At 66.0% G+C, this 17,885-nt stretch carries 19 protein-coding genes; 11 read left to right on the top strand and 8 right to left on the bottom strand.

Annotated elements, in window-relative coordinates; translation table 11 throughout:
• Positions 1–56 precede the first annotated feature (56 nt).
• The 3 genes from HU735_RS16535 to HU735_RS16525 all read left to right on the top strand — a co-directional run bounded on the left by HU735_RS16535 (position 57) and on the right by HU735_RS16525 (position 2,100).
• Positions 57–326, top strand: a complete 270-nt coding sequence (locus HU735_RS16535; protein ID WP_186714376.1) for a hypothetical protein — start codon at positions 57–59, stop codon at positions 324–326.
• Positions 327–425: 99 nt separating this feature from the next.
• Positions 426–1,124 (top strand): MOSC domain-containing protein, encoded by a 699-nt coding sequence (locus tag HU735_RS16530; protein WP_186714375.1) that lies wholly within the window; start codon positions 426–428, stop codon positions 1,122–1,124.
• 40 nt (positions 1,125–1,164) lie between these two features.
• Positions 1,165–2,100, top strand: coding sequence for a 5'-nucleotidase (locus HU735_RS16525; RefSeq protein ID WP_050705958.1), 936 nt, complete (start codon positions 1,165–1,167; stop codon positions 2,098–2,100).
• Positions 2,101–2,139: 39 nt separating this feature from the next.
• Here HU735_RS16525 and HU735_RS16520 read toward each other — a convergent pair whose 3' ends face one another.
• Positions 2,140–2,457 (bottom strand): DUF2388 domain-containing protein, encoded by a 318-nt coding sequence (locus HU735_RS16520; protein ID WP_186714374.1) that lies wholly within the window; start codon positions 2,455–2,457, stop codon positions 2,140–2,142.
• Between the two features lie 177 nt (positions 2,458–2,634).
• On the opposite strand from HU735_RS16520, the gene HU735_RS16515 reads away from it, so the two are divergent.
• From HU735_RS16515 to HU735_RS16505, 3 genes are all read left to right on the top strand, one after another.
• Complete coding sequence (locus tag HU735_RS16515; RefSeq protein WP_186714373.1) at positions 2,635–3,261, top strand: glutathione S-transferase; 627 nt, start codon at positions 2,635–2,637, stop codon at positions 3,259–3,261.
• A 141-nt stretch (positions 3,262–3,402) separates the two neighbouring features.
• Positions 3,403–4,212 carry a transporter substrate-binding domain-containing protein gene (locus tag HU735_RS16510; RefSeq protein ID WP_186714372.1) on the top strand — a complete coding sequence of 270 codons (810 nt, stop codon included), beginning with the start codon at positions 3,403–3,405 and terminating at the stop codon, positions 4,210–4,212.
• A 116-nt stretch (positions 4,213–4,328) separates the two neighbouring features.
• The gene (locus HU735_RS16505; RefSeq protein WP_186714371.1) at positions 4,329–5,009 is read left to right on the top strand and encodes an alpha/beta hydrolase; all 681 of its coding nucleotides are present in this window, start codon (positions 4,329–4,331) and stop codon (positions 5,007–5,009) included.
• A 1-nt stretch (position 5,010) separates the two neighbouring features.
• On the opposite strand, the gene HU735_RS16500 is transcribed toward HU735_RS16505, so the two are convergent.
• Positions 5,011–5,292, bottom strand: coding sequence for a hypothetical protein (locus tag HU735_RS16500; protein WP_186714370.1), 282 nt, complete (start codon positions 5,290–5,292; stop codon positions 5,011–5,013).
• 372 nt (positions 5,293–5,664) lie between these two features.
• Between HU735_RS16500 and HU735_RS16495 the strand changes: the two genes are divergently transcribed.
• Positions 5,665–7,752 carry an EAL domain-containing protein gene (locus HU735_RS16495; RefSeq protein WP_186714369.1) on the top strand — a complete coding sequence of 696 codons (2,088 nt, stop codon included), beginning with the start codon at positions 5,665–5,667 and terminating at the stop codon, positions 7,750–7,752.
• On the opposite strand, the gene HU735_RS16490 is transcribed toward HU735_RS16495, so the two are convergent.
• Entirely contained in the window at positions 7,749–8,012 is a 264-nt protein-coding gene (locus HU735_RS16490) for a DUF1652 domain-containing protein (RefSeq protein WP_186714368.1), read from the bottom strand. The two genes, HU735_RS16495 and HU735_RS16490, sit on opposite strands and share 4 nt — an antisense overlap.
• Before the next feature lie 298 nt (positions 8,013–8,310).
• Here HU735_RS16490 and HU735_RS16485 point away from each other — a divergent pair, with 298 nt between their 5' ends.
• Positions 8,311–9,540, top strand: coding sequence for a pyridoxal phosphate-dependent aminotransferase (locus tag HU735_RS16485; RefSeq protein ID WP_186714367.1), 1,230 nt, complete (start codon positions 8,311–8,313; stop codon positions 9,538–9,540).
• On the opposite strand, the gene HU735_RS16480 is transcribed toward HU735_RS16485, so the two are convergent.
• Both HU735_RS16480 and HU735_RS16475 read right to left on the bottom strand, forming a co-directional pair.
• The gene (locus HU735_RS16480; protein ID WP_186714366.1) at positions 9,466–10,113 is read right to left on the bottom strand and encodes a DUF1345 domain-containing protein; all 648 of its coding nucleotides are present in this window, start codon (positions 10,111–10,113) and stop codon (positions 9,466–9,468) included. The genes HU735_RS16485 and HU735_RS16480 overlap by 75 nt on opposite strands.
• Positions 10,114–10,205: 92 nt before the next feature.
• On the bottom strand, positions 10,206–11,387 hold the full coding sequence (locus HU735_RS16475) for an NnrS family protein (protein ID WP_186714365.1): 1,182 nt from the start codon (positions 11,385–11,387) through the stop codon (positions 10,206–10,208).
• 214 nt (positions 11,388–11,601) lie between these two features.
• Here HU735_RS16475 and HU735_RS16470 point away from each other — a divergent pair, with 214 nt between their 5' ends.
• Positions 11,602–12,516 carry a tyrosine-type recombinase/integrase gene (locus HU735_RS16470; protein WP_186714364.1) on the top strand — a complete coding sequence of 305 codons (915 nt, stop codon included), beginning with the start codon at positions 11,602–11,604 and terminating at the stop codon, positions 12,514–12,516.
• Positions 12,517–12,531: 15 nt separating this feature from the next.
• On the opposite strand, the gene HU735_RS16465 is transcribed toward HU735_RS16470, so the two are convergent.
• The 3 genes from HU735_RS16465 to gspG all read right to left on the bottom strand — a co-directional run bounded on the left by HU735_RS16465 (position 12,532) and on the right by gspG (position 15,371).
• Positions 12,532–13,689 (bottom strand): diguanylate cyclase, encoded by a 1,158-nt coding sequence (locus tag HU735_RS16465; RefSeq protein ID WP_186714363.1) that lies wholly within the window; start codon positions 13,687–13,689, stop codon positions 12,532–12,534.
• Positions 13,690–13,755: 66 nt separating this feature from the next.
• Positions 13,756–14,934 carry a type II secretion system F family protein gene (locus tag HU735_RS16460; RefSeq protein WP_186714362.1) on the bottom strand — a complete coding sequence of 393 codons (1,179 nt, stop codon included), beginning with the start codon at positions 14,932–14,934 and terminating at the stop codon, positions 13,756–13,758.
• A gap of 11 nt (positions 14,935–14,945) precedes the next feature.
• The gene (gene gspG / locus HU735_RS16455; protein WP_050705945.1) at positions 14,946–15,371 is read right to left on the bottom strand and encodes a type II secretion system major pseudopilin GspG; all 426 of its coding nucleotides are present in this window, start codon (positions 15,369–15,371) and stop codon (positions 14,946–14,948) included.
• A 185-nt stretch (positions 15,372–15,556) separates the two neighbouring features.
• Between gspG and HU735_RS16450 the strand changes: the two genes are divergently transcribed.
• Positions 15,557–16,156, top strand: coding sequence for a lytic transglycosylase domain-containing protein (locus HU735_RS16450; protein ID WP_186714361.1), 600 nt, complete (start codon positions 15,557–15,559; stop codon positions 16,154–16,156).
• A 141-nt stretch (positions 16,157–16,297) separates the two neighbouring features.
• Positions 16,298–17,743 carry an ATP-binding protein gene (locus HU735_RS16445; RefSeq protein WP_186714360.1) on the top strand — a complete coding sequence of 482 codons (1,446 nt, stop codon included), beginning with the start codon at positions 16,298–16,300 and terminating at the stop codon, positions 17,741–17,743.
• Positions 17,744–17,885 lie beyond the last annotated feature (142 nt).

Raw genomic sequence — 17,885 nt, 5'->3', positions numbered from 1 at the left:
GGCATGCGCTGGCGAACTATGCTCTGTGCTGCATCGGTTTCCCAGGAGAGCACGCCATGAAATCCATGACATTGTTAGCGATCACCTGCGTACTGAGTTTCGCCGCCCACGCCGAGGATGGTCCTGCGACCAACTGCGATGCCAAGATCAAGGACCTGGAATACATCAGCAAGAGTGATGGCCAAGCGCTGCATGGCGGCATGGCCCATGACTATCACGAGTTGCTCAAACAGGCGAAGGACGCCCAGGCCAAGGGGGATATGGAAACGTGCCAAGCCTCGGCCGACCGCGCCAAGACCATCTACAACAAGGCGCGGGGCAAGTAACGCTCGGTACAGCTTTGCAGGAGCGGGCTTGCCCGCTCCCTGAGGTATTACCCAGCGCTCTGGTGTAAGCTCTGGCGGACCTTTCCACGAGACCGCCGCATGACCTCGCCCAGCCCGTGCCTCGACAGCCTGCTCACCGGCCGCGCCCGGCCGTTCACCCGCCCGGGTTCGCACAGTGCCATCGACAAGCAGCCTCGCCAAGGCCCTCTGGCAGTCACCTTCCTCGGTATCGCCGGCGACCAACAGGGCGATCTGCGCGTACACGGTGGTGTCGAGAAAGCCGTTCACCATTACCCCCGCGATCACTATCCCGACTGGACCGCCGAACTGGGCGAGCACCCCTTGCTGACGCGGCCTGGCGCCTTCGGCGAAAATTTCAGCAGCAGCGGCTGGCGCGAGGCTGATGTCTGCCTGGGCGACCGGATCCGCGTCGGCACGGCGTTGCTGGAAATCTCCCAGGGGCGCATGCCGTGCTGGAAACTCAACGACCGTTTCGACGTGGCGCAGATGGCGTTGCGGGTGCAGCAGAGCGGGCGTACCGGCTGGTACTACCGGGTGCTGGAGGAGGGCGTGATCGAGGCGGGCGATGCCCTGCAACTGGTCGAGCGTCCGCACGGCGACTGGTCGGTGGCGCGACTTTCGGCAGTGCTGTTCGACAAGCGACTGGAGCCCGACCTGTTGCGCGAGTGCCTGGCGCTGCCGCTGGTGCCGAACTGGCGTCGGACCCTGGAGAAGCGCCTGGAGCAACACCAGGTCGAGGACTGGACCTCGCGCCTGCAGGGCCGCAGCGAAGGCTGAGCGGCGTCGCGTACAACGTTATCAATACAAGGAAAGCCCCATGGCCTTCGAACTGGATGATCGGCTGGTCATCGGCGTCGCCTCCAGCGCGGTGTTCGACCTCAGCGAGTCGGACGCGGTGTTCCGTCGAGAGGGCGAGGCGCAGTACCGCAAATACCAGGAGCAGCACCTGGACGTGCCGTTGGGAAAAGGCATTGCCTATCCCTTCATCAAGCGTCTGCTGGCCCTCAACGACCTGCGTGGCGATCCCGAGGACCCGCTGGTGGAGGTGGTGCTGTTGTCGCAGAACGACCCGGACACCGGCATGCGGGTGATGAAGACCATCGGCCATTACGGCCTGAACATGACCCGGGCGATCTTCACCCAGGGCCGCTCGCCGTACGAGTACATCCCGGCGTTGAACATCGCCCTGTTCCTCTCCGCTGACAAGCAGCACGTCGATGCGGCAATCAAGGCCGGCTATCCGGCAGGGCAGGTGCTGGATTCGAAGTTCGATGACGACGAGAGCGACGACAACCTGCGCATCGCCTTCGACTTCGACGGCGTGCTGGCCGGGGACGAGTCGGAGGCGGTGATGCAGTCAGGCGGGCTGGACAGTTTCCACGCCCATGAAGTGATCAACGTCACCCAGCCGCACAACCCTGGCCCGCTCAAGGAGTTCTTCGTGCGTATTGCCCGTATCCAGGCGGCCGAGGAGCAGCACAAGCTGGCCCATCCCGGCTACGAGAACCGTCTGCGGGTATCGATCGTCACGGCGCGCAACGCGCCCTCCCATGAACGGGCGCTCAACACCCTGAAAAGCTGGGGGGTGATGGCCAACGATGCATTCTTCCTCGGGGGCATCGAGAAACGGCGGGTGCTGCAGGTGCTCAAGCCGCACATCTTCTTCGACGACCAATCGGGGCATCTGAAGAGCACCAGCACCGTGGCGCCGTCGGTGCACATCCCGTTCGGGGTGACCAACCGGGCGCGCTGAGCAGGCAGGGGCCGCATGGCGGCCCCGGGTTTCTTGCGCTCAGTGATCCGCCAACCCGTCATCCTGCGACAGTAGCGCCCGGGCCAGTTCCTCGTCACTGACCTGCAGCCCGGGATTGGCCTGGCGTACATGGGCCAGCGCCGACTCCAGGTAAGCCCCGCGAATGGCACCGCCACTGGCGACGAAGGCCGACAGTTCGTCACGGGCCGGAATGATCCGTTTGTCGTCCTTGAAGGTCGAGTACAGCGATGCGGAGATCCCCGCCGAGGTGGCGACATCCCCGGCATCGACGCGAGCCAGGGCGAAACCTGTGGGGAGCAGGAGCAGCAGTGAGGGAACGAGCAGTAAATGGCGCATGGCGAGTCCTCCGGAAAGGTAATGCCCAAGGGAGTTACTGCATGATGTTAAGAGCGCAAAGGGTCGCCGGGAGTTCCACTGTGACGCCAAGGCAAACGGCTGTAGCGTTCACAGCCGTTGCAGGATTAGGATCTGGTCATTCTGCTGACCTGCATTGATCAAGGGAACCTGACACTCATGGCCGAATACACGCTCCACTGCTTTGCCGAATCCGGCAACGCCTACAAGGTCGCACTGATGCTGGAGCTCACCGGCCAGGACTGGGCGCCGGTGTTCGTCGATTTCTTCCACGGCCAGACCCGTGGCCAGGACTGGCGTGATGCGGTCAATGAACAGGGCGAGGTGCCCGTGCTGGAGCATGCCGGCGAGAAGCTCACCCAGTCGGCGCTGATCCTCGACTACCTGGCCGAGCGCACCGGCCGCTTCGGCCCGCGCGACGATCATGAGAAGCGCGAGATCTGGCGCTGGATGCTGTTCGACAACCACAAGTTCACCAGCTATTACGCGGCATTGCGTTTCATCTACTGCCTGAAGAACATGGGCGAGTCGGATGTCACCCGCTTCTTGCGCGAGCGGGCCAGGGCGGCCTACCAGATCGTCGATGCGCACCTGGCAGACACGCCATTCATGGTGGGCGGGCGCCTGACTATCGCCGACCTGTCCCTGGCGGGATATGTGTACATGCCCGAAGACACGGGTTTGGCGCTGGACGAGTTCCGCCATATCGAAGCCTGGAAGGCACGGATACAGGCGGTTCCTGGCTGGAAACACCCCTACGACCTGATGCCGCGAGCTGCCGGCTGAGACAGCCCGGCACGTTCAGGGGCAGGCGTGACGACGTACCGCAGCACGGATCACGACAGTGCACGTGGCGATCGGTCATTTCTCGTGCACACTGTGTAAGGCCACGTTGTCAGTGGCGTAATCCATAGCGCGAGGAACGCAATGAGCGGACGTTGTCTGGGCCTGTCTGTGATGTTGTCGTTCGCCCTGGCGATGGTGCCCAAGATCACCGTCGCCGCTGACGCCTGTCAGCATCTCACCGCCACCGGCAATCCGGAGTATCCCCCTTATCTCTGGCGAGACCCGCAGGACCCCGAGCGCCTGATCGGCGCCAATGCCGACCTGCTCAAGCAGGTGGCCAAGGAACTCGGCCTGGTGGTGGACGTGGTGTATGTCGGACCTTGGTCCAGGGCCCAGGAAGAGGTGAGCAGCGGGCGCGTCGACATGCTCGCCGGGTATTTCCGCACCCAGGCGCGAGAGCGGCTGGTGGACTTCGTCAGCCCGCCGTTCCTGTTCAACTCCAGTGTGGTCTGGGTGCGCAAGGGGGAGGGCTTCGTCTACAGCGACTGGTCCGACCTCAAGGGGCGACGTGGCGGAACGCTGGTCAACAACAGCCACGGCCAGGCCTTCGACGACTACGCTCGGGCGCAGCTCAACCTCGAGGCCGTGCCCAGCGTCACCCAGGCTTTCCAGAAGCTGCTGCTCAAGCGCAGCGATTATGTGATCTTCGAACACTATCCCGGGCTGGCCCTGGCTCGCACGCTGGGTAAGGAGCAGGCGCTAGAGGTACTTGAACCACCAATCTCCAGCGAAGGGTTGTACCTGGCGTTGTCACACAAGTCCGGCTGCAACAAGCCGGCGCTGCGCGAGCAGCTGGCGCGCAAGATGAAGGCGCTGGTTGCAGGCCCGCTGCCCGAGCAGCTGGTGGTCGAGAACCTGCAACGCTGGCAACGCCAGCAGGCGGGTCAATAGGCTTTTGCGTCATTTGCGGGGGTGCCGTCCAATGCCTTTGATCTAAGGCGCGGTAATCGGTGGCCTATGCTGTTGCGGCGAATCACATCCCTGTTCCCTAGCGAAGGTCTTCATCCATGAGCAAGCCTACTGTCGTATTGGTACATGGTTTCTGGGGCGGTGCCGCCCATTGGGGCAAGGTGATCGTCGAGCTGGCGCGCAAGGGCATCAAGGATGTCCGCGCCGTGGAGCTGCCGCTGACCTCCCTGGCGGATGACGCCGAGCGCACGCGCAAGATGGTGGCGCAGGTTGGCGGGCCGGTACTGCTGGTCGGGCATTCCTATGGCGGGGCGGTGATCACCCAGGCGGGCAACCAGGGCAATGTGACGGGGCTGGTCTACATCGCGGCCTTCGCACCCGATGCGGGCGAGAGCCCAGGCGCACTGACCCAGCAGCATCCACCGCTGGCGGCAGCGAACCTGGCGCCGGATACCGACGGCTACCTGTGGATCAAGGTCGACAAGTTCCACGAGAGCTTCTGCCAGGACCTGTCGGCGGACGAGGCGCTGGTCATGGCGGTGACACAGAAGGCGCCGCTGGCGAGCACCTTTGGCGATACCATCGTTGATCCTGCGTGGAAGCACAAACCGTCGTGGTACCAGGTCTCCAGCCAGGATCACATGATCGCGCCGGCCAACCAGCAGATGATGTCGGCGCGGTTGAAGGCGCGCAAGGTCATCACCCTGGATGCCAGCCACGCGTCGCTGGCCTCGCGGGCCAAGGAAGTCGCCGCGCTGATCGAGGAGGCGCTGGGCTAGCTCAGCCCTTGCACTTGGCCACGACGACCTGGCAGGTATGCGGCGTGCCGCCCGACCTGCCGGCGTAGCGCACGCAACTGGCCAGCGATTTCTTGCTGGCCATGGCGAGGGTGGGGCCGAAGGCCAGGCCGCCTTCACCGCTGCTGGGCAGGGCCTTGGCGTAGCAGGCGGAGCCTTGCGCTGCGTAGCGGGTGGTGGCGTGTTTGCTCGAACAGCCAGTAGTCAGCGACAGTGCGAGGACGAGCAGGGAGAGTAACGCTGCCCGATGGGGTGCTGTGGCCATTGCGAGCTCCTGGGACAGCGTGATTGCAGGGTGTCAGCCTGTTGAGAATAGCTGGAGTCGCTTGGCTTGGCTTGGCTTGGCTTGGGTTTTGTCGTGACGCTATCGCGGGGCAATCCCGCTCCCACGTTGATACAAGCCTGACTGAGCTGGGTGATGGCGTGGGAGCGGGCTTGCCCCGCGATGAGGCCCGAGACGACCAATGGCAATATGCCTTCAATTGCTGGGCAATGTGCTCTAGCCCAGTCCCTGCGGTGCCTGGCACCGATCATTGGATCCATTCAGACGCACGAAAACCCCGTGCGTTTCGCCAAAGCTTGAGTACAATTATCGGCTTTTCCCGGGCCGTCCTTCGGCCTGCTCCTGGAAGTGCGAATGCTGATCGGTAGTTACTCCTCCTCGCTGGTGTTGATTTCGCTGTGCGTGGCCATCCTTGCCTCTTATACGGCCCTGGACCTTACCGGGCGCATCGCCACGGCCAAGGGGCGGGCGGTGTACCTGTGGATGGGGGGCGGGGCGTTCGCCATGGGCATCGGCATCTGGTCGATGCACTTCATCGGCATGCTGGCGTTCAGCCTGCCGATCGAGCTGGGCTATGACACCGCCCTGACGGCCTTGTCGCTGCTGATCGCGGTGGCCTCCTCGGGCTTTGCCCTGTGGCTGGTGAGCCAGCCGAAGCTGCCGTGGCTGCAGCTGGCGTTCGGCGCCTTGATCATGGGCACCGGCATCGCCTGCATGCACTACATGGGCATGGCCGCGCTGCGCATGCAGCCGGGTATCGACTACGACCCGACGCTGTTCGGCGCGTCGCTGGCCATCGCCGTGGGCGCGTCGGCGGCGGCGCTGTGGATTGCCTTCCGCCTGCGCCAGCACACCCCCTATGTGCGCCAGATCCGCGGCGTCGCGGCAGTGGTGATGGGCATCGCCATCGTCGGCATGCACTACACCGGCATGGCCGCGGCCAACTTCCCGGTGGGCAGCTTCTGCGGCGCGCTGACCACCGGCCTTGCCGGCGACGGCCTGGACTACCTGGTACTGATCACCACCCTGGCGGTGCTGGCGGTGGCCCTGCTCACCTCGGTGCTGGATGCGCGCCTGGAAGCGCGCACGGCGGAGCTGGCGCGTTCGCTGACCCTGGCCAACCAGGAACTGACCCAGCTGGCCCTGCACGACACCCTGACCGGGCTTCCCAACCGCACGCTGCTGGCTGACCGTATCGACCAGGCCATGGGCCGGGTGGCGGAGCAGGGCGGCTGCTTCGCCCTGATGTTCATTGACCTGGACGGCTTCAAGCCGGTCAACGACGCCTTCGGCCACCATGTCGGCGATCTGTTGCTCAAGGCCGTGGCGGCCCGCCTGCGCGGCCATCTGCACAGCCAGGACACCCTGGCGCGGATCGGCGGCGACGAGTTCGTGCTGCTGGTGGAGCTGGACGAGCCGGACGACGCCATGAACGTCGCGGTCAAGCAGGTCAACCTGATGGCCAGGCCGTTCCGCGTGGCCGAGCACGACCTGCAACTGTCGGCAAGCCTGGGTATCGTGCTGTACCCGGGCAACGGCCTGGACCAGCACGAGCTGCTGCGCAATGCCGACGCGGCCATGTATCACGCCAAGAGCGCCGGCAAGAACGGCTACAGCTTCTTCGACGCCTCGATGAACAGCAACGCGCGCCAGCAACTGCAATTGCTGCAGGATTTGCGCACGGCCCTGGAGCACAGGCAGTTCCGCCTGTACTACCAGCCCAAGTTCGACGCCGTGCAGCGCCAGCCCATCGGCGCCGAGGCTCTGCTGCGCTGGGAGCACCCGCTACATGGCCTGATGCTGCCGGACCGCTTCATCGGCCTGGCCGAGAAGACCGGCCTGATCATTCCGATCGGCGAGTGGGTACTGGGCGAAGCCTGCCGACAGATGCGCCAGTGGCTCGATGAGGGCAACGACGACTGGCGCATCGCGGTCAACCTGTCGGCCATCCAGTTCTGCCATGCCGGGCTGGTCGACAGCGTGGCCCAGGCGCTGAACGAGAACGGCCTGCCGGCCAACCGCCTGACCCTGGAAATCACCGAGACTACCGCCATGCGCGATGCCGACGCCAGCCTGCATGTGCTGCAGCGCCTGTCGGACATGGGCGTGGACCTGTCCATCGACGATTTCGGCACCGGCTACTCCAGCCTGATGTACCTCAAGCGCCTGCCGGCCAACGAGTTGAAGATCGACCGCGGCTTCGTGCGCGATCTGGAACAGGACAGCGATGACGCGGCGATCGTTTCGGCCATCGTCGCCCTGGGCCAGGCGCTGGGCTTGCGGATTGTCGCCGAAGGGGTGGAAACCGACCGCCAGCAGGACTTCCTGACCCGCCTGGGTTGCGACTCGCTGCAGGGCTACCTGCTTGGCCAGCCGGTGCCGCCCGAGCAGTTCATGAAGGGCTTGCAGGCGTTGAAGGCACGCCAGGAACAGGCAATCTAGACGGCGCTGCGCATGGGGCCGGCCAGCAGGTCGAAGGTTTCCATCTCGGCCTCCACCGCCTCGATGATCCGCTCGACATCGGCGGCGGGCATGATGGTGGCGCAGGGAATGCCGGCGATCGCCAGCAGGGTTTCGCCTGTGGCCCGGTCGAACAGCCGGGCGACCATGCTGCGCGGGGCATCCATGCTGGCCTCGAAGCCCAGCGGATGGAAATGCCAGCGCATCACCTGGCAGGCGTTGGGGAACGTCATCTTGTTCATGCCAGCCTCCTTGTTCGTGTCCTGAACGCGGTGATTCCGTAGCAGTAGCACTGCGGCCGTCCTGGCCTGTCGGGACTGTAACCATAGCACCTGCCATGGCAGCAATCGCCAGAAAATATGGCAGATGTACTAATGCATGACGGCGGTCACAGTCCTGTCACGATGAACGGTGGGTGTATATAGGCCGGGGCAAACGTTTTCCCCGTGGGCGGGCGGCTGGCAGCGATGGTTGCTCTGCTATGTTTATCGGCAGCGCTTTTCGGACCAACGGTGCCGGCCGGCAGACAGGGAGACAGTCATGCGTTATTCCACGCTCACCCAACGTATTGCCGGCCATGCAGTCACCGCCTGGGACATTCACTACCAGGCCCTGGAGCAACGCCGCCAGGGGCGCGAAATCTTCCTGCTGTCGGTGGGCGACCCCGACTTCGATACCCCGGGCGCGGTGGTCGAGGCCGCCGTGGCCAGCCTGCGGCGTGGCGACACCCATTACAGCGACGTGCGCGGCAGTCTCGCCTTGCGTGAGGCTGTGGTGCGCCACAGCCAGCTACCTCTGGATCCCGCGCAGGTCGTGGTGACCGCCGGCGCCCAGTGCGGCCTGTTCGCGACTTTTCAGTGCCTGTTCGAGGCCGGTGACGAGGTAATCGTCGCCGAGCCCATGTACGTGACCTATCACGGCGTGTTCGGTGCCTGCGGTGCACGGGCGGTACAGGTCGCGGTGCGGCCGGAGCAGGGGTTTCGCCTGGATCCTGCGGCGGTGGCCAGGGCGATCACCCCGCGCACCCGGGGCCTGCTGCTCAACAGTCCGCACAATCCGACGGGTGCGGTGATCGACCAGGCCGACCTGGAGCGCCTGGCGCAGTTATGCCGGGAGCATGACCTGTGGTTGGTCTGCGACGATGTCTACCAGTCACTGCTGTACGACGGCGAGGCGCCCAGACCGTTGAGCCAGCCGGGCATGGCCGAGCGCTGCGTGTCCATCGGCAGCCTGTCCAAGTCCCATGCCATGAGCGGCTGGCGGGTCGGCTGGGTGATCGGCCCGCCGCTGTTTGCCAGGCACCTCGGTACCCTGGTCATGAGCATGCTGTTCGGCCTGCCGGAGTTCGTCATGCAGGCCGCCTGCGTGGCCCTGGATCAGGCAGGGGATGACGTGCGCCACATGCGCGAGATCTACCGGCAGCGGCGTGACCGGGTATGTGCGGTGCTGGAGGGTTGTCCAGGCATTCATGCTCATCGGCCGGCCGGTGGCATGTTCGTGATGCTCGACATCCGCAGCAGCGGGCTCGGCGCCCAGTCGTTCGCCCAGCGCCTGCTGGACGAAGAGGGCGTGGCGTTGTTGCCGGGCGATGGTTTCGGGCCGAGCGCGGCGGGGCATCTGCGCCTTGGGCTGGTGCTGGAGGCTGCTGTGCTGGAGCAGGTGTGTCGGCGCATCGCGGCCTGCGCGCAGCGGGTGCTAGCCGAGCAATCCGGCGGCGATGTTGATGGTAAAACCGAGGATCGCCGTGTTGAACACGAAACCTACCAGTGAGTGGGCCAGCACCACCCGGCGCATGGCCCTGCCGGCAACGCCGATGTCCGAGGTCTGCACGGCGACGTTGATGGTGAACGAGAAGTAGTGGAAGTCCCAGTAGTCCGGGTTGCGCTCGCCGTCGGCGAAGCGCAGGGGCGGTTCATGGCGGTCGCCGGTGTAGAACAGCCGGGCGTAGTGCAGGCTGAAGATGCAGCCGATCAGCAGCCATGAGCCAGCCACGGTCAGCCCGGTGTACAGGTAGTGCAGGGCCAGGGCGCCGCCCTCCAGGCCGCGGCTGGACACCAGTTGCAGGGTGACGGCGGCCAGGCTGGCGATGGCCGAGACGCAGACGGTGATCAGTACCAGGCCGGCGTTTTCATCCTCGATACGGGCAACCTTGCGTACCCGCTCGGCATTGGCCCGCAGGCTCAGCCACAGGACCATACCCAGGTACAACCAGACGCCGAGGTTCCAGCCGGCGAGGATATGCTGCACGGTGTCGCCGGCGGGGATCAGCCAGCCACCGAGCAGGCCGGCCAGGGTGGCGATACTGAGACGGGGGTGGGTGCGGGTGAGGTGGTGGAAGGCCATGCGGTCCCTTGGCGGATGGGCGTGGGTTGAACTGTAGACTATCGCGGGGCAGGCCCGCTCCCACGCAATGCGCGAAAGCCGAGGCGGGGCGTTCAGCCCGGCATGCCATCCACCCGTGCCCGCAGCAGGATCGGCAGGTAGTGCCAGAGGAACAGCAGCAGCGCGGCGCTGCCGAACAGCACCGACAAGCCCAGCCCCAGCGCCGTGAACGGCACCACCACGACCCGGGCCAGCGCCGCCAGCTGGATCAGCGCGAACGCCCAGCCAATGCTGCGCGGCACCGTCAGAGGCCGCCCGGTATGCCCCAGGCTGACCCGGGCCATCATCGCCACGATCAGCCCGGTCATGGCGCCGACCGTCAGGGCGTGGGCGGCCAGGCTCGGATTGATCGCCACCCCGGCATGCCACAGCGCCAGGCCCAGGCAGGCCGGGATCAGCCAGGCGTAGGCCAGGTGCAGTGACCACAGCAGCGGCACCCGCCACAGGCCACGGTCATGCCACAGCGCCAGGCGCACGCCGTGCAGCACTGCCAGGGCGGCGAACAGCGCGGCCATCAGTGGCTGCGGCTCATCATTGAAGCCCAGTACGTAGGTGAGCGGCAGCGTCACGCTGCCCAGCAGGCAGGCACGATCCAGCCAGGGCCGGGCCGGTGCCGGGCTCATGTTGCCCAGGCCGCGACGGGTGAAGAACGGGATCACCCGCCCGCCGATCACGCTCATCATCGCCGCCACCAGCCACAGCCCGGCCAGCACGCCGCGCCGTTGCCATACCTCGTCGCCCTGCAGCCCGCCGGCCAGGGTCAGCCACTGGCAGGCGGCGATCAGTAGCACCAGGACCACGATGGGGTAGTTGTTGCGCAGCCGCCGTTGGATGATCGGCCGTGCCAGGGCCAGCGCCACCAGAGGCAGGAAGGCGCCTTCGATGAGGACCAGCAGCCAGGCCGGCAAGGGCAGGAACCAACTGACCCGGCCCAGCAGCCAGAGCAGGAACAGCCCCTGCAGCGGCCGGCCGCTCAGGCCCGGGATGCCGCTCCAGTTCTGTACGGCGGTGAGCAGGAAGCCGGCGACGATGGCCACCGCGAAGCCGAACAGCATTTCATGGCGGTGCCAGGCGAGCATGCCGCCCGCCGGGTCGAGCTGGAACGCGCCGGCCAGCACGCCGGCCCACAGCAGCAGGGCGAGCAGGGCGAACAGGCTGCCGCCGAGGAAGAACGGACGAAAACCCAGGGCCCAGAGGGGCTGGCGTGGGCGAGCGGTGATCGGCTGGACGAGCATGGCGGGGACCTTGGTTCGATCGGAGCGGTTGAATGGGGTACCATCACGAACCATGCCAGCGTTCAAAGGCCTTGAATATCAAGGTGATGGCACTGCGTGAAGTCATTATGACTCTTTTTGGTTGTAGTCTTTTTGACCTTGATCAGGGTCAAAACGACTCGCTTTGCGCCGTCTTGCGCCGCCGCGCATTCGGCTTTGCTACAGGATCCCCGCTGTGACCGACCTCCTGCGCAATCCGCTGCCGCAGTACCTTGCCCGCCTGGCCCCGTCCAGCCAGCTGACCATGCGCTACATCCTGCAGGATGCCGCCGACCGCCTGGGCTTCGCCGATGGCGATATCGCCGAGGTGCCCTGGCACCGACTCGAACCCGGCCATGTGATCGCCCTGGTCGCGGCGCTGCGCGCCGATGGCTACGCGCCCAATACCTCATCGCTGTACGTCAATGCCGTGCGCGGGGTGATGAACGAGGCCTGGCGCCAGGGACTGATCGACCACGAGCAGTTGCTGATGATCCGCGAGGTCAAGCCGGCCGGCGGCAGCCGCCTGCCGCCGGGGCGCAACCTGCGGCGCAACCTGATTCGTGAACTGATGGATGTATGCGCCGCCGACCCGCGCCCCCAGGGCGTGCGCGACGCGGCGATCCTGGCGCTGCTCTACGGAACCGGCATGCGCAAGTCGGAATCGGTGGACGTCGACCTGGACCAGGTGGACTTCCAGGAGCGCAGCGTGCAAGTGCTGGCCAAGGGCAACCGCCAGCTGGTCAAGTACGCCCCGGCCTGGGCCTTCGACAAGCTGCAGGCCTGGCTCGACCTGCGCCGTCAGCACTTGCCCGCCGGCGAGCGCGACGACAGCTTCCTGTTCAACCGCATCCGCCGCGGCAGCCATATCACCCGTGCGCGCATCACCAAGCACGCGATCTACTACATCGCCCGCCAGCGCGGAGCGCAGGTGGGGGCCAAGATCATGCCCCATGATTTTCGCCGGGCGTTCATCACCCGGGTGATCGAAGAGCATGACCTGTCGATCGCGCAGAAGCTCGCCCACCATGCCAACATCCAGACCACGGCGAGCTATGACCGGCGTGATGACAACGAGCGGCGGCGGGCGGTGGAGCGTTTCGATTACTGAATGGAATCGAGGCCGTCAGCACACCTCGGCATAGCGCAACACCCGGCCACGCCCCTGTTGTTTAGCCGCATACAAGGCCCGGTCGCCCATCGACAGCAGCCGCGACAGCTCACCTTGCGCGGCCGGCTGGCTGACGATGCCGATGCTCACGCCCAGCAGCCCCGGCTCCAGCAGCGCCAGCCCGGAAAACCCGGCGCAGATCCGCTGCGCCACCCGTTCGGCCTCGGCTTCGCTGGCGCCACGCAGCAGGCAGGCGAACTCCTCGCCACCGATGCGCGCAAACAGGTCGTCCCGGCGCAGGTGACGAGCGGTTTCCCGGGCGAACGCCAACAGCACCTCGTCCCCTACGGGGTGGCCGAAGCGGTCGTTGATGCGCTTGAAGTGGTCCAGGTCGCACAACAGCAACGCCACCGGTGCCTGGCCTGCCGCGCAGTCATGCAGCAACCGTGCGCCGCGCTCCATGAACGCCCGGCGGTTGTCGATGCCGGTCAGTGGGTCGCTGTAGGCCGCGACGCGGAGCAGGATCTCGGCGCGTTCGCGGACCATCGCCAGGGTCACATAGGAGATGCCGATGGCGAACAGCATCGACTCGAACAGGATGAAGGCGAAGAAGCCCGGGCTGGCGCCGCCGTTGTTGATGGCCTGGTCGAGGGCTACCCCCTCCTCGATGAGCGTGCGCATCAGGTAGAGCGCTGCATGCAGGGTGGTCAGGATCAACGCCGGGGTATAGGACACCTGCAGGCGAACCCGGGGACGCAGCAACTCGCCGATGCTCAGGCAGGTGTAGCCCAGGGTCAGCAGCGAATACACCTTCACCCGCAGGCCGAGATCGCCGTAAAAGCCCGGCCACAGGCTGAACAGCCCCCAGAACACGGCGCCGGCCAGCAGCAGCGGCCAGTGCGGTTTGCGCCCGCCGAGCACGCGCATGGCCGTCCAGCCCAGGCCGGTGCCGACCAGCAGGACGATGTTGCCCAGCACCAGAGCCAGGTAGTCCACGCCAATCCCACGCAGGGCGTTCAGGCAGACCCCCAGGCCCGAGATCAGCAGCATCGCGCCCAGGTAGCCCAGGCTCGGGTCGCTGGCGCAGCGCCGCCAGGCGTGCAGGGTCAGGATGCCCATCAGGGCCAGGATGAAAACGGCGACCAGGATCAGGGTCGGCAGGCTAAGCGGCACGATACAAGGGCTCAGAAGGGCATACCGGCGATGCTAAGCCATGAGCATGGCCATTTGCTACCTCGCTCAGTGAATGCTCGACGCCAGCTCGAAGATCGGCATGTACATCAGGATCACGATCAGTCCGATCAGCAGGCCGATGAAGGTCATCAGCAAGGGCTCGAACAGTTTGACGAACCACTCGACCCAGCGGCCGATCTCCTGGTCGTGGAAGTCCGCGCAGCGCTCGAGCATTTCGCCCAGGTTGCCCGATTGCTCGCCGGCGCGCAGCAGGCGCAGCGAAACCGGCGTGACCAGTTGCCCGGCCTGCAGTGCATCGGACAGCGGCAGGCCCTCGGCGACCCGCCGGCTGGCCTGCTCCAGGCCTTCGGCCGCGCTGCTGCCCAGCAGCCCGCGGGCCATGCCCAGGGCGGTGAGGATGGGAATACCGCCTTGCAGGAGGATCCCCAGCGAGCGGTAGAAACGCGCCAGCTCGTACATCACCAGGCGCTGGTGCAGGGCCGGTACCCGCCGCAGCAGACGGCCGGCGCCGCGGCGCAGCGCCGGGTGGCGGCGCAGGGCGACCAGCGCGCCGATGCCGGCGAGCGTGCCCAGGCCCAGGGGCAGTTGCTGGGCATGCAGGAACAGGCCAATCTGCATCAGCACCCGCGACAGCCAGGGCAGCTCGCTGCCCATGCCCTCAAACACCAGGCTGAAGCGCGGCACCACATAGCCCAGCAGGAACAGCACCACGCCGCCGCCCACCAGCAACAGCAGCAGCGGATAGACCGAAGCGCCGACCAGCTTCTGGCGCACCAGGTCCAGTCGCTGGCGATAGCCGATGTAGCGGTTCAGGGCGTCGCCCAGGGCGCCGGTGCGTTCACTGGACTGCACCAGGGCCACGTACAGGGCGGGGAACACCCGTGGTTGCTGGGCCAGGGCCTGGGACAGCGAGCGCCCCTCATACAGCTGGCGCACCAGCTGCTCCAGGGTCTTGCGCGTGGCGCCGCCCGGGGCTTTCTCGGCCAGGCTCTCGAGGGCGTCGATCAGCGGCAGGCCGGCGCCGAGCAGGGTGGCCAGCTCCTGGCTGAACAGCATCAGGTCGAACGCCGTCGGGCGGCGGCGCAGGGCCAGGCCCGGGCTGCGCACGCTGAGCACGCGCAAGCCCTGGTCTTCGGCCAGGCGCCGGGCCTGTTCGCTGTCCTCGGCCTCGACCTGCAATTGCACCACGCCCTGGCTGCCCAGGGCCTTGAGCTGATAGCGCATGGCCGGGCTCCTCACTGCCAGCTGGTGATTTCGGCGTTTTCCCCGTCACCGCCGGGCTGGCCGTCCTTGCCCATCGACAGCAGGTCGTACTCGCCGCCGTTCTCGCCGGGCTGCTTGTAGATATAGGGGCGTCCCCAAGGGTCCTGGGGCACCGCTTTCTGCAGGTACGGCCCCGACCAGCGCGCCTCGCCGCCGGGGGCGACCACCAGAGCCTGAAGGCCTTGTTCGCTGCTGGGGTAGTGGCCCACTTCCAGGCGATAGAGGTCCAGGGCCTTGCCCAGGCCTTCGATCTGCGCCCGTGCCACCTTGGCCTCGGAACGGCCCAGCTGGCTGAAGTACTTGGGCGCGACGATGCCGGCCAGCAGGCCCAGCACCACCAGCACCACCAACAGTTCGAGCAGGGTGAAGCCGCGTTGGCCGTGGATGTTGCGCTGCATGGTGAAACCCTCCAGTGCGTTTGCCTCTGTCATGCAACAGCCGTGCACGTCTGCGCCGGGCCCTTGCACCATGCGCGCTGGCGACCGGCACGGCGCTTGCGTCATAACCGAAAAGCCCGGATCGACGGGGCATTTCCCCCACATCGGGGGCCACTCTTGATCTTCTGCGGCGGGAGGCGACCGACATGCGTGGACTGATCCTGGGACTGGCGGCAGGGCTGATGGCATTCGGCGCCCAGGCCGATATCTACATCGCCAGCGATGGCAAGGGCGGCTTCGTGTTGTCCAATGTGCATCGGCCAGGACGGCACTATGAACGGGTGATCAAGGAGCGCGGGGTGGCTGGCGGGCCGGTCAACGCCCAGTTGGTCACCGGGCGGCCCTATGCCGACCTGGTGGCGGCCGCGGCCCTGGCCAACGATGTGTCGCCGGCGCTGCTGCATGCGCTGATCAAGGCCGAGTCCGGCTACAACCCCAAGGCCCGTTCGGCCAAGGGGGCGGCGGGATTGATGCAGCTGATGCCGGACACGGCGAAGGAGATGGGCGTCGCGGATGTGCTGGACCCGGCCTCCAACGTGCAGGGCGGGGCGCGCTATCTCAAGCGCATGCTCAAGCTGTTCGACAACGACATCACCCTGGCGGTAGCGGCCTATAATGCCGGGCCCGACGCGGTACTCAGCCGGGGGCGGGTGGTGCCGCCGTTTGCCGAGACGCGGCGATATGTGCCGGCGGTGTTGCGTGAGTATCGGTTGTTGCGGGGGTTGGCCGAGGATGCGCCGCTTTGAGGGGGTGGGTTTCCAGGTGTCCGCCGCGAGCCTTGCAGCGAACACCTGGCAGCCTTCACGCGACTAATAGCCCACCCGACACCCCTGCTTCCCCCAACTCTGGGCTATAACCTCTAGAGGTGCCCAGCCGCGGAGCCCGCCATGGACCTCGCCCCCCGTCCCGACACACTGCTGCCCGCCGACAGCGGCCCGGCGCGCAAGCCATTCAACCTGCTGCGCTGGTACGCCTGGGTGAGCCTGGCCATCATCCTCTCGGTGGGTGTCGGCCTGGGCCTGATCTCCAGCCGCTTCATCATCGACGAGAGCGTCGAGCGCGATGCCTTGCTCACCGCGCAGTTCATCACCTCCATCGCCGACGCCGAAGTGCGCCATGTGTCGATCCCCAACGTGCGGACCATGGGCGAACTGCTCGACCCGCGCACCGACCACGCCTTGTCGGACGTCGATCCCGAGGCCCGGCGCCGGGCCCGGGGCGAGTTCCTCGACCATATCGCCCACCTGCCGGACATGCTCCTGGCCAACATCTACGCCCCCGACCGCACGGTGATCTGGTCGAGCAACCCGGCGCTGATCGGCAAGCTGATCGAGTCGGACGACGACCTCGACCGGGCGTTCGAGTACAAGATGCGGGTGTCGGCCAGCTACCACGATTTCGAGCAGGCGCGCAGCGAACAGAAGTTCGTCACCCCACCTGAACAGCTGTTCATCGAGAACTACATCCCCCTGTTCGATGCCGACGGCGAGCAGGTCACGGCGATGGTCGAGATCTACAAGGAGCCCCACGACCTGATCGTGCGCATCGAGCACGGCCTGCTGCTGATCTGGCTGGCCATCGCCGTGGGCGTCGGCCTGGTCTATGTCGGCCTGTACGGCATCATGCGCCGCGCCGCCCGGTTGATGGCGGTGCAGCAGAAGCGGCTGATCGGCAACGAAACCTTCATCGCCCTGGGCGAGGTGTCGTCGGCGGTGGCGCACAGCCTGCGCAACCCGCTGGCGAGCATCCGCTCCAGCGCCGAACTGGCCCAGGCCTTCGACGAAGGCCCGGCGCAGAAGAACATCAGCGACATCATCAGCCAGGTCGACCGGATGTCGCAGTGGGTGCGCGAGCTGCTGCAGTCGCTGCGTCCGCTCGGCGACGAGGCCGTGCCGGTGGATGTGGCCCAGGCCCTGCGCGACAGCCTCCAGGCCCATGGCCAGGCGCTACAACAGGGTGGTGTGCGGTTGGTACTGGCCGACCTGCCGGCGGTCCGGGTGCTGGGCCAGCCGGCCTTGCTCGGGCAGATCTTCAACAGCCTGATCGCCAACGCCCTGGAGTCGATGGAGGCGGGTGGCGAGCTGCGCGTGGAGGTGATGCGTCACGACCGGCGCACCCTCAGCCTGCGCCTCTCGGACACCGGCAAGGGCATGAGCGAGCAGCAGCAGCGCATGGCTTTCCGGCCATTTTTCACCACCAAGCAGGGTGGCGTAGGGGTGGGGCTGATGCTGGTCAAGCGGATCATGGAGTGCTTTGGAGGCTCGGTGCGGTTGAGCAGTCGCGAGGGGATGGGAACACGGGTGCTGTTGAATTTTCGCGTCGCAGCAATGTGATGTTTAACTGTAAATAAATTTCTTAATGCATTGTTTTAAAAGCATTTTATGAAATATGGGGTACGACTCCCCAGAAGTGGGGGTTTTTTCAATAATCAGCATTAAGAAAATAACTTATGTCTATGATTTATAACAAAATAAA

The sequence above is a fragment of the Pseudomonas sp. BW16M2 genome (assembly GCF_014268865.1).
Classification (GTDB): domain Bacteria; phylum Pseudomonadota; class Gammaproteobacteria; order Pseudomonadales; family Pseudomonadaceae; genus Aquipseudomonas; species Aquipseudomonas peradeniyensis.
Note: the sequence above shows the minus strand (reverse complement) of the source record. Positions and strands in the feature narration are given on the sequence as shown.